This is a genomic window from Ferruginibacter paludis, from assembly GCF_030409685.1.
Taxonomy (GTDB): Bacteria; Bacteroidota; Bacteroidia; order Chitinophagales; family Chitinophagaceae; genus Ferruginibacter; species Ferruginibacter paludis.
Map to the genome: position 1 here is coordinate 251,822 of NZ_JAUFQJ010000006.1, position 12,628 is coordinate 264,449.

Consider the following 12,628-nt stretch of genomic DNA (forward strand, 5'->3'; position numbering starts at 1 on the left):
ATTAAAACAGTTTAAATATATTCACATTCTGTAAGGGTATGCTTAAATTTACGTTAAGCAAATCTTAAAGTTATTTTTTATAATATAAAACTTATTCCATCAGTGGTGCAGAGGATGCACAGGTGGTAAAAAAAATCAATGATGCAACACGAACCATCTTTCCATAAAAAAAAATACGAAGAAGAACATTTTGTTGACAGTACCAAACTTGTCTGGAATTATTCTTTGTTTTCTGACACAGACATCAACAATTATCAGCAGGGTAATTTATACAATGGCTATGAATTATTTGGTAACCACGAGATAGAGGTATTAAATACCAAAGGGTTTTATTTTGCCGTATGGGCGCCCAACGCTACTGAGGTTTCCGTGGTAGGACATTTTAATGACTGGGAAAAAGGAAAACATATTTTGTTTGTACGGCTCGACAGTAGTGGTATCTGGGAAGGGTTCATCCCCAATCTAAAAAAAGGAGAAGCTTATAAATATCATATTAAAGGTTATAAAGGCGCCGCGATTGACAAAGGAGATCCCTACGCCAACTATTGGGAAATGCGGCCCGAAACAGCGTCCGTAAGCTGGAACATGCAGTATAACTGGGCTGACAAGGACTGGATGAGCAACAGAAAAAAAAACAATGCCCTTGACGCAGCCTGGAGTGTATATGAAGTGCACCTGGCCAGTTGGATGCGCCCCGATAAATTTGATGAGGAAAGTTACAATACCTATCAGCAAATTACAGATCGTCTGGTTCCCTATGTAAGTGAGATGGGCTTTACACATGTAGAGTTTATGCCCGTGATGGAACATCCGTTTGATGGAAGCTGGGGTTACCAGGGTACAGGTTTCTTTGCACCAACGTCCCGGTTTGGTGAACCTGAAGATTTTATGGCCATGGTGGATGCTTTTCACAAAGCGGGCGTAGGCATTATATTAGACTGGGTGCCCTCCCATTTCCCGTATGATGCACATGGCCTCTTTATGTTTGATGGCACACACACCTACGAGTACGCAGATATGCGTAAAGGATTTCACCCCGACTGGAACAGTTATATTTTCAATTATAAACGCGGCGAAGTAAAATCATTCCTCATCAGTAGCGCCCGGTTTTGGTTCGACAAGTTTCATATCGACGGCATACGTGTGGACGCTGTAAGTTCTATTTTGCAATTGGATTATTCCAGGAAAGAGGGCGAATGGGAACCCAACGAATTTGGCGGCAACGGGAACATTGAAGCCATCGCTTTTATCAAAGAACTGAACGAAACCATTTACCGCGATTTCCCGGATGTGCAGATGATTGCCGAGGAAGCAACGGACTGGCCAAAAGTAAGCCGGCCTACATTTACGGATGGTCTTGGTTTCGGAATGAAATGGATGATGGGCTGGATGCACGACACACTGGATTATTTTAAAATGGATCCTTACTTTCGCCAGTTTCACCAGGACAAGTTTACATTCAGCATGATGTACTTTTATGATGAAAATTTTATGCTTCCTCTCAGTCATGATGAAATTGTACATGGCAAAAGCCCGATGGTTTACAAAATGCCCGGCGACGAATGGCAAAAATTTGCCAACCTGCGATTGATGTACACTTACATGTACACCCACCCCGGTGCCAAATTGTTATTTATGGGTAATGAATTTGCGCAAACAACGGAGTGGAATTATAAAACAGAACTCAGCTGGGAATTGCTTCAATACGATTCGCATAAAAAAATGCAGGATTGCGTGAAAGCATTGAACCACCTGTATTGCGACCAACCGGCCCTGCATGAACTACAGTTTGATATACACGGATTTGAATGGATTGATTTGAACCACCGGCAGGAAGGGGTTATTGTTTTTAAGAGAAAGGGAAAGCAACAAGAAGAGGACGTCCTGGTAGTATTGAATATGACACCTGTGGTTCGCAGGGACTGGAAAATAAAAGTAAGCGGTAAAGCTGCATGGGAAGAAATTTTTAACAGCGATCAAACTGCATTCTGGGGAACAGGGGATGTATACAACCCGGCCGTAAAAACCAAACTATTAGATAAAGACACGGACTTGTATGAAATAAATGTCCATCTCCCTGCGTTATCAGGATTAGTTTTCCGGTAACCGGAACAATTTTTGTTAAATCCACCCTAATGAAACAGTATACACTTCTAGTTACAGTTGTGGCTATTGCCCAAGCTTCATTTGCACAAACAGCTGACAGTGCAAAATTATTTTATCAGAAAGGCTTGGTTGAAAATGAGGCCAAACATTTTTTAGTTGCAGCAAACTATTTTGATAAAGCCATTAAGTTCGATCCAAATTATGCTGCTGCTTACCAGGCAAACGGTTATGCCAGCCTGTCGATGAATAAACAGGATGCAGCCATCCGCAATTTCTCAAAATTGTATGAGTTGGAACCATCCAATAAAGCGGCCATCAAAGAACTGACAGATCTTTATTTCAGTTATCACCAATATAGTAAAGCAGTTGAGTTGGCTAAAAAATGTACTGACTGCCCCAATTCGGAAAAGATCATTGCAATGGCCAGCTACAAACAGGAAGACTATGCTACTGCCATTAAAGGCTTGACAAATGTGATAGCAAAAAACCCTTCGGATGCTGAAGCGACTTATACAATCGGCCGCAGCTACCTTGATATGGAAGAATATCAAAAAGCTGTTCCGTTTTATACAAAGGCAGTAGAACTGGATGCAACAAAATATCACTGGATGAATGAACTGGGTTTACTGTTTTATAACCTCAACGATTTTGCGCACGCCAAAACGTATTTTTTGAAAGCTGTTGAAAGTGGCTATCCGGTTAATAACGACTTCAATGAAAATCTGGGGTACGCTTACATCTTCAGCGGTGAATTTGAAAAAGGTGAAAAAATGTTACTGGATATTTTAGCAAAGAAGCCGGGTAACAAGGATATCCTCCGCGATATTGCGGAAGCATCGTACAAACAAAAAATGTATGACAAATCACTCGATTATTGTCAGCAACTAATCACGTTGGATGATAAGGATGGCAAGGCCTTGTACCAGGCAGGTTTATGTTTTATCAAAAAAGGGTCAAAAGAAAAAGGACAAAATATGTGTGATGCGGCTATTAAAATGGACCCTTCTTTATCAGGTTTGCGTACAAAGCAGGATGGCGGAATGGGGCTGTAAATTATAAGAAATATTGGCTTGAAAAAAGAGAGGCACATCTGGTTAAGATGTGTCTTTCTTTTTAAATCAGCGTGTTTAATTTATTTGTTTACTATTATTTTTTGCGTTGTTTCGTTGTCATTTACAATGCAGTTAACCATATCAATTCCGTTGTCAGTTTCCCTGTCAAATGGAATGTTATTAATGACTCTCATTTGTCAGGGTATTTTTGTAACCCCGTTGCCCTGATGTGTTTGAAACTAAAATTGTTAACGGGTAAGACTTATTAAGTTCCGAATGGCTTTTCTAATAGATCGACCCAAGGATTTAAATAATTTTAGCTACGAAACATTTTTTAGGGGTCGGGGATAGTTATTGGGAAACGCAGCTTTTATTAAAAATAATCCCGTTCGCACATAACAGGAACGGGATTATTGAAAAATTTAAATTATTACGCTTTCTTAGTAACCACTGCTTTTTCAGGGGTAACAACAACAGGTTCAGCTAATGCCTTGTCTGCTTTTAAATCAACCAAAATTGGTGCGGCCACAAAAATAGAAGAATACGTACCTGTGATAACACCTATCAGCATTGCGAATGCAAAACCTCTTGTTACTTCGCCACCAAAGATGAATAAAATCAAAATGGTAAGGAACACCGTCAGTGAAGTCATGATTGTACGGCTTAGTGTATCATTAATTGCACGGTTAATGATTGAACCCTTTGTCTCTCCCTTTTTGGCAATGCCACTGTATTCCCTGATACGGTCAAATACAATTACGGTATCATTCATACTAAAACCAATTACCGTTAATACGGCAGCAATAAAGTGCTGATCAATTTCAAGCGGGAATGGCACTATGTTTTTAAGAAAAGAAAAAACAGCCAGCGTAACAAATACGTCATGCAAAAGAGCCACGATTGTTCCTACAGAGTATCTCCAGTCACGGAAACGAACGAATATATACAGGAAGATAATCAGCATGGCAAAAATGGTTGCCTTAATCGCTCCTTTTTTCAACTCTTCAGAAATTGTTGGCTGAACAGTTTGTGAACTCAGGATATTGTTTTTTGCAAAATCAGCATAAGAAATGCCTGGCAACACTTTCTGCAACCCCTGGTATAACTTGGTCTGCACAAGACTATCCGCGTTATCTACTCCCTTTTTATAAGACGTAGTAATATTCAAATGTTTGCTGTCTCCCACCGTTTTAATTACAGGAAAGTCTCCTTCAAAAGCAGTTTTCAGATCGTCTCTAACAGCGTCATTTTTCACAGCCTGCGGAAATGCCACAGTGTAACTACGGCCCCCTTTAAATTCAACGCCTTCATGAAATCCATTAAAATAAGAACCTACTCCCAATAACAAAACAACAATTGAAATACCGTATGCTACCTTTCTGTATTCAATAAATTTAAAGCTAGCATGCTTAAAAATTCTTTTAGAAATGCCGGTAAAATAATTGAAGTGACGGTTCTTGTTAGTCCAGAAATCAGTGATTAATCTTGACACTAAAATTCCGCAGAACAAAGAGAGTACGATACCCAGCATTTGCGTGGTTGCAAAACCTAATACCGGTCCCAGCCCGAATATAAATAAGATAGCTGCGGTTAAAAAAGTAGTAACGTGCGCATCAATTACAGGTGCCAGTGAACGCCTGTAGCCGTCGTTGACTGCCTGCGGGTAGGATTTACCTTTTGTAAGCTCCTCTTTAATTCTTTCAAAAATAATTACATTGGTATCTACAGCAAGACCTACCGTTAACACCAAACCGGCAATACCGGCAGCTGTTAAAGTAAAGCCCATTGCACTCAATACACCAATTGTAAACAGCAGGTTTAATATCAATGAAATATTAGCCACCCAGCCACCTGTATTGTAGTACACAATCATTAAGCTGAATATTACCAGGAAGCTGATACCGAAAGCCATCATACCACCGTTAACTGACGCTTCTCCCAATGTGGGTCCCACAATTTGCTCTGCCACAATTTTAGCGGGTGCATTCGCCCTTCCTGATTCCAGTATGTTGGCAAGATCCAATGCTTCTTCTGTGGTGAATTTACCTGATATTTCAGTTTGTCCACCTTCAATAGGGCCAACTACATTTGGAGCGGTATACACAATGTCATCCAATGCAATTGCTACAGGGCGATTGACGTTGTTCTTGGTAAGATCGAACCACTTCTTTGCACCTGTACTGGTCATATTCATCTTGATAGATGGCGCCCCCTTTTCATCATACCCCTGGAAAGCTTTTTCTACGCTTTCTCCGTCCATCGGCGCTTTTTCGCCACCAGGCAAAGTCTTTACCACATACACATACATGTATTTAGCCCCTTTGTCGCCTACTTCTTCGTTGCCCAATAAAATTTTTGAATCAGTCGGGAAATTATTTCTTACAACATCCAGCGAAAGATAATAGTTTAACATGGCTGTATCCTGTGGACGGGTTACAAAACTAAACTGCCTGTTAGCAGGAATTTTTTGTTGTGTATAATCCAAAGGCGACATTACCTGGTACAAAGCACCTGCATATTTAGCCTTTTTTGCAGAATCAGCAATGCCGCTGGTGTCGGAAGTTCCACTTAAAAAAGACGCTAAAGATGCAGCTGCATTTTCATATCCCTTTCCGATTTCTTCCAAACTGTACACAGACCAAAATTCAAGATTAGCACTTGCCTGTAAATATTTTCTTACCCTTTCCTTATCTGTTACACCAGCCAGTTCTACTTGTATAATGCCTTTATTTTCATCCAAATTGATGTTAGGCTGCGCAACACCAAATTTGTCGATACGCTTCAATAATATTTTGTAGGTTTCGTTGATGGCGCTTTTACCCATCGTACGGATATCTGACGCCACTTTGTCATCGCTGTCTGTAACTTTTATTGATTTGCCGGCGCCTGCAAATTTGGAGGCCAGCGGCGTGCCCGGATTTTGCTGTGCAAAGGCTTTTGCAAATAGGGTAATATAGTCAGAATTAGCAGCAACTTTTTGCGCCGTGGCTGTTTGTATTGCTTTTACCAAAGCAGGGTCTTTAGGGTTGTTGCTGATTGATTTAAGCAACCCTTCCAGGCTTACTTCCATCGTAACACTCATACCACCCTGTAAATCCAAACCAAGGTTCAATTCATTCTCCTTGCATTTCTGGTAACTCGTTCCAACTATAGGATAAATACTTTTTTCCTTGGTGCTGTCAAGGATGCGTCTCATCCTTGTTTTTACCAATGCATTTTTGTCTTCACCTGTTAAATCCGGGTATTGGGATTTTACCAGTTTTTCCGCCTGCGTTTTTATCTTCGCTTCATAATTGCGTACTACTACGGTATAAGATAATTCCCAGATGGAAATTAAAATCAATGCAATCGCAAAAAACCAGACTAAGCCTTTCAATTTCATAATTGGTTACTTTTAGTAGCTACTTTGTTAATTTTTTAGAAGTTTGCAAAGATAGGGGAAAAACTGTTTGAAGGATGTTAGTGGTTTATTTTAGATTTTTCGTCAAATTGCACTGAAATTATCCATATGCTTTTAAAAGTCCGCAACCTGTTGTCAGCTGGTTTTATTGTGTTTTTACTGTGTTGCTGCCACCTGTCTGCACAGGTACCAAAGCCTGTCGGTCTACTGCATCCCGATTCTTTAAAATCAACTGTATTTGCGCCACTTACAGATAGCAGTAAAACAGATAGTGTGCTGGTGCAACTGTTAAAACAATATCCGGAATATTTTGATACTGTTTTAAAGAATACAAAAAGATGGAATGTGCAGTTCATATACACCCGCATTGATAAAGGCGCTAATGGCATTCCAGCCCTGAAAAATTATTATTTTAATGTTAATCCGGCCAATTATTTCTACCCCGCTTCTACTGTAAAATTGCCTGTCTGTCTGCTGGCGCTCCAACGCCTGAATGAACTGAAACAACAGGGTATTGACAAAAACAGCACGATGATTACTGAGGCAAAAGGGGATGGACAAACGCGTGTGTATAACGATCCTTCCACGCCGGATGGCAAGCCAAGCATTGCCCAATACATCAAAAAGATATTGCTTGTAAGTGATAATGACGCCTTTAACAGGTTATATGAATTTTTGGGCAGAAAATATATCAACGAACAGCTACACCAAAAAGGATACACGGATATACAGATTTTACACCGGCTGGATATTCAGTTAACAGCACAGCAAAACCGGTCTACCAATCCCGTCAATTTCTTTGGGCCTGATAACCGGATTATTTTTAGTCAGCCTGCGCAATACGATTCATCGATTTCTGTAAAAAGAACCGATTCGTTAGGTTCGGGGTATTTGAAAGACGGAGCTTTGATCAATTCTTCAATGGATTTTTCTGACAAAAACAGGATAAGCCTGCAAGACCTCCACAATATTTTATTAAGTGTTGTATTCCCTGAGAAAGTGCCGGCTTCTCAAAGATTTAATATTACCGCTGATGACAGGATTTTTTTGCTAAAGTACATGAGTGAATTACCTACCGAAAGTCAGTATCCGCCATATGCCGCTGACACGGTAACTTATTGGCCAGCCTATTGTAAATTTTTACTATTTGGTTCCGAAGCAGGAGCAATTCCAAAAAACATCCGCATTTTTAATAAAGTGGGTGATGCATACGGACAGCTTACCGACGTGGCTTATATTGTTGATTTTGATAAAAAGATTGAATTCTTTTTATCAGCCACCATGTATTGCAACAGCGATGGTATTTTGAATGATGATAAGTATGATTATGAAAATACCGGCTTCCCCTTTATGAAACACCTGGGAGAAGTGATATACCAGCTTGAACTAAACCGCCAAAAGAAAATTGAACCTGATCTGTCAAAACTGATGTTTAACTATGATGGTCATTGATAAAGATCTTTCCCTGAGATTGCCAGTTTTTACAAACAAATTCAAAGCGATCATCAATTAAAATATTTCCACAGCAAGGCAGATAATTTGCGTGTAAGCACCCAGGCCTCGTTTGAATCCTGCCAGCTTTGATCTTTATTATTTTTTGTAAAGATGCTGAGGATATAAGGATTTTTACCATTGTTTACATACATGACTTCGCTGCGGCTTTCGTCAACTGCGCCATTTTTATCTGCAATAAAAATGCCCGGCGGCACCTGGCTTATAGCCTGCTCGTCCCAATATTGCCGCGAAAGCAGGCGGAGCATTTTGTCGCTCGCAGCAGTATCTAAAATATTTTTCTGAACAATCCGGTTCATAAAATTTTCCATCTCGCGGGGGCTGGTTTGTCCCCATCCATACAGGTTCCTGTTTGCTTCCCTCCCGGGCGTTCTGCTGTTTACCCTGGTAGCTTTGAACCCAAGACTGTCCAGTATTTCATTGATCCTTGCACCACCTCCAGCCAGTGATTGCAGCCAGAGACTTGCGGTGTTATCACTGGTGGTTAGCATCAGCATCATGACTTTGCTTAGCTTAACCTTTTCGCCATCTTTAAACGATCCTAAAATATCCTCGCCTGCATACAACAACGAATCTTTATACACTAATTGCTGATGGTACTCCAGTTCATTCTTCCTGATTTTATCCATAATGCCTGTAAGAATGGAAATCTTTACAATACTGGCAGTTGGAAAAACCGTATCCGCATTGATGGAGATTATTGAATTGTGTTTCAGGTTATGTATATAAATGCCGATGTCGCCATTAAATCCCTTTACTAAACTTTCTACCTGATGCTGTAATTTTTTATCTGTTTTTTGAGCATGGATCAACGATGGTAGTAACAGTAGTGAGAAGATTATAAAATGTTTCATGCGCTTATTTTATGTTGCCATAGGCCTTGTCCAAAAAGCGATACCTGTCATCATTTAAGGCTTTTTCCGGCTTTGACACCGCATCAATTATCATTATATCAGGCGTATTATCGCCGGGTTTTGCTGCCTGCCATACAGGCAATTTTTCTCCATTGGGATTACCGGAAATGATAAAGTTGGCAAAATAATTTTGCATGGTTGCTGATGCCGCAAAATCGCTTTCACTAAAAATAAAATCTGTCATTAGTGGCAGATTGCCCATGCAGTATTCAATTTCACTGGCGTGCGATGCACCTACCGGTGCTGGCTGCTTTGGAGCATTCGCATCTTTTTTTACCGTACCTCCGGCAAGGCCCGGCGTTGATTGCTCGTCAGTTAACGGAGGATGAATTTTACTGAACATATAGCGATACACCGCCTGGTTGCTGTTGGCAATTTGTAAGTCGCACCACTTCCACGTACTATAAGCTATAAATCTGTCAGAAGCCAATGCAGTGGCAGAAAGTTCAATTTGCCTTTCAGAATCACCCGGATATAATTTTAATACGGTTTCATAATCATTGGGATATTCCTTTTTTAACCGGGAGATATAAACTTCTTTAGTAAAAGGAGGGGCACTGTACATAAACGCACCGGCAGGTACTTCAGCCGAATTCCATCCGGCAAGTAAAGGTACTAAGGCCTGTTTTTTCGCGGCAAAAATTTCGGGCACTGTCGCCGTTAAAAAGTAACCATCAATCACCACCGGAAAACCAAATCGTTTTGATTCCTGGTACATTTCAAACACTTCTTTGGTACTAAGTTTACGCAGCTGGGCCAGGGATGTATAACCTGCTTTTTTTGCAAACGCCACTCCTTCTTTTTCAGCTTCAGCTAAAGGAACGGACGAAAGTGTTGGCTTAATGCCAGCACCACTTTCACCAATTGCACCGGCAAACAAATTCTTTGCAAGCGGCGAGGCCATCTGGTAACTTACAGCAATTGATCCTGCAGATTCTCCTGCAATAGTTACTTTTTTAGGGTTACCTCCGAAAGCGGCTATGTTTTGCTGTACCCATTTCAATGCAGCTGCCTGGTCAAGCAAGCCATAATTGCCGGAAGCTTTGTAGGGTGCTTCTGCGCTCAATTCGGGGTGAGCAAAAAAACCAAAAATATTCAGCCTGTAATTAACTGTAACAACTACAATTCCCTTTTTCGCCATGCTTTCGCCATCATATCGTGGTTCTGCTCCGTCACCTGCTACAAATCCTCCGCCAAAAAAATATACCAGCACAGGCAGGTTGGCGGCATTGTTCTTTGCATTTGTCCAAACGTTCAGATAAAGGCAATCTTCACTCAATCCCTCCGAGCGACTTTTCATATCTCCAAACACAATGCCCTGCACGGCTCTTGGACCAAATTTCTTTGTTTGTTTTACTCCTTTCCAGTTATCCAGAGGTTGCGGAGCTTTCCATCTCAGTTCACCCACCGGCGGCTTTGCAAACGGAATACCCAGGTAAAACTGCATGCCGGTTTTTGTATCGTAGTTGCCTTCTACTACACCATTTTTGATAGTAGTTTGAACAGAAAAATAATTGTTGGTTTGAGCAGCAATGACAGTTGAAAAAAACAGGAACATACTGCTTAATAAAATTTTATACATGGCAGGCTTTTTAAATTATCAGAATTAAGAGAAGGCAATTTAGCCGGTTTATTTAACACATTAAAACATTCTTTTTTTATCTGCTTCCCTGACTAAAATTTTCGATAAAAAAATATTTTAATGCTGTGTTTAAATCACGATTTTAATGTCTGTGCAAAAAATAAGAATGGCTTTGTGGCCATTCTTATTTTGTATTACTACTGCCTGTTATTTTGTTAACTCAAACACTGCTGCTTTATAAGAACCAAGTGTAAAATCTTTCAGTGGTATTTTCGCTTTTGTAAGCACATCTGTTGCCATTGTAAAGCCGTTTGTTCTTTCTGCATATTTGGTAAATGAAATTGTTTTATCTGTTTTGGCTGTATTCATTACCACCATCACCGTCTGTTTATCATCATACCTGAAGTAAGTGTACACGCCATCTTCCGGATAGTATTGCATCATTTTTCCAAAACGGATGGCTGAAGATTTTTTTCTGAAATTGGCCAGTTCAAATACATGTCTCCATATCTCGTAGTCTTGTACGGTTCTGCCGCTCAATTCAAATTTATTGAGCACATCCCCCGGAAAACCTCCGGGAAAATCGAGCCTTACGTAACCATCATTGGGCGAGGTTACACCGGTTGTAGCCAGCTCATCACCATAATATATTTCAGGTATTCCCCTGCAGGTAAACAACCAGGACAAAGCTGTTTTATATTTATCCATATTCTCTCCTACCACGGAATAAAAACGCGACATATCATGATTGTCAAGAAAGATTACATTGCGCATTGGATCTTTGTAAACAAAATCCTGCGCCAGCGTGGTGTACAAATTGTTTACGCCATCCGACCAGCCGAAATCTTTGGTCATAGCGTCCTGTATGCCCCAAAGTGCCTGAAAATCTGTAGCTGCCTGCAGGTTACTTTTAAAAGGAATATTGTAATTGTTTTGTACAAAGTAGCTCTGGTTCGGAACACCGTGCACCCAGGTTTCACCAAACATAGTGATATGCGGATATTCATCCATCAGGGCTTTATTGCAACGGTTCATAAAGTCGAGATCGTTGTAAGCGTAGGTATCAATGCGCCAGCCGTCTATGCCAAATTCTTCTACGGTCCACAGGGCATGCTGAATTAAAAAGTTGGCAACAAAAGCGTTGCTTTCATTCAGGTCGGGCATTTGTTGTGTAAACCAGCCATCTGCCATCTTCTTTTTTTCTATGGATGCGGCGTAGGGGTCAAATAAAGTTTGATCTTTAAAGTTGGTATTGGTGTACTCCGGCCATTGATGCAGCCATTCTTTCATTGGCAAATCCTGTACTGTAAAATGATATAAACCTACATGATTGTATACCGCATCCTGTATAATTTTCATGCCCCTCCCGTGCGCTGAATCTATCAGTTGCTGGTAGGCCTTTTCTCCACCCAGTCGTGGATCAATTTTGTAATGATCAGTAAATGCATAGCCATGTTCCGTTCGGCCGGGCATATCATTTTCTATTACCGGATTCAGCCAAAGCGTGGTCACACCTAATTGCTGTAAATATTCCAGGTGGTTGGTTATTCCCTTTAAATCACCACCATGGCGGTTATACACCGTATCCCTGTTAAGTGACTGATCCCGCATCCCTGCAACACGATCATTTGATGGGTCGCCATTGCTGAAACGGTCTGGCAAAATGAGGTACATAAAATCGGCCGAGGTAACTCCCTGCGCAAAGTCCACGCCCCTTCCCTGTCGTTTGGCCTTTAATTCAAAATCAATTGTAACTGGAGTGCTCTCCTTGTTTACTTTAATTTTTACAATTCCTGGTTTTGCAATAGCAGCAATGCTGATATCTAAAAAAACATAATTGGCATTTTCTACCTTGTTTATTTTTTCCAGCTTTATGCCGGGATACACAATGCTGAAACCGCCCTTTGCATTAGCGATACTATCGCCATGAATCATGATTTGTACTTTATTCCATTTCATACCCGTCCACCAATTCGTAGGGTAACATTTGTAGCTACTTTGCTGTGCCGTAGCCATAAAAGCGAAACACACAAAAGCACTCATCACAAAAAACTTTTTCATA

The 12,628-nt window shown here is 40.6% G+C and carries 7 protein-coding genes; 3 read left to right on the forward strand and 4 right to left on the reverse strand.

Annotated elements, in window-relative coordinates:
• Positions 1 to 138 precede the first annotated feature (138 nt).
• Together glgB and QWZ08_RS11590 are read left to right on the forward strand one after the other, a co-directional pair.
• Entirely contained in the window at positions 139 to 2,106 is a 1,968-nt protein-coding gene (gene glgB, locus QWZ08_RS11585) for a 1,4-alpha-glucan branching protein GlgB (RefSeq protein WP_290337574.1), read from the forward strand.
• Between the two features lie 29 nt (positions 2,107 to 2,135).
• Positions 2,136 to 3,158 carry a tetratricopeptide repeat protein gene (locus QWZ08_RS11590; protein WP_290337575.1) on the forward strand — a complete coding sequence of 341 codons (1,023 nt, stop codon included), beginning with the start codon at positions 2,136 to 2,138 and terminating at the stop codon, positions 3,156 to 3,158.
• A 430-nt stretch (positions 3,159 to 3,588) separates the two neighbouring features.
• On the opposite strand, the gene secDF is transcribed toward QWZ08_RS11590, so the two are convergent.
• Positions 3,589 to 6,540 (reverse strand): protein translocase subunit SecDF, encoded by a 2,952-nt coding sequence (secDF, locus tag QWZ08_RS11595; RefSeq protein WP_290337576.1) that lies wholly within the window; start codon positions 6,538 to 6,540, stop codon positions 3,589 to 3,591.
• 126 nt (positions 6,541 to 6,666) lie between these two features.
• Between secDF and QWZ08_RS11600 the strand changes: the two genes are divergently transcribed.
• Positions 6,667 to 8,010 (forward strand): serine hydrolase, encoded by a 1,344-nt coding sequence (locus QWZ08_RS11600; protein ID WP_290337577.1) that lies wholly within the window; start codon positions 6,667 to 6,669, stop codon positions 8,008 to 8,010.
• Positions 8,011 to 8,063: 53 nt separating this feature from the next.
• Here QWZ08_RS11600 and QWZ08_RS11605 read toward each other — a convergent pair whose 3' ends face one another.
• The 3 genes from QWZ08_RS11605 to QWZ08_RS11615 all read right to left on the reverse strand — a co-directional run bounded on the left by QWZ08_RS11605 (position 8,064) and on the right by QWZ08_RS11615 (position 12,627).
• Positions 8,064 to 8,924, reverse strand: coding sequence for a serine hydrolase (locus QWZ08_RS11605; RefSeq protein ID WP_290337578.1), 861 nt, complete (start codon positions 8,922 to 8,924; stop codon positions 8,064 to 8,066).
• A gap of 4 nt (positions 8,925 to 8,928) precedes the next feature.
• Positions 8,929 to 10,566 carry a carboxylesterase/lipase family protein gene (locus QWZ08_RS11610; protein WP_290337579.1) on the reverse strand — a complete coding sequence of 546 codons (1,638 nt, stop codon included), beginning with the start codon at positions 10,564 to 10,566 and terminating at the stop codon, positions 8,929 to 8,931.
• A gap of 207 nt (positions 10,567 to 10,773) precedes the next feature.
• Positions 10,774 to 12,627, reverse strand: a complete 1,854-nt coding sequence (locus QWZ08_RS11615) for an alpha-amylase family glycosyl hydrolase (RefSeq protein ID WP_290337580.1) — start codon at positions 12,625 to 12,627, stop codon at positions 10,774 to 10,776.
• Position 12,628: the final 1 nt, after the last annotated feature.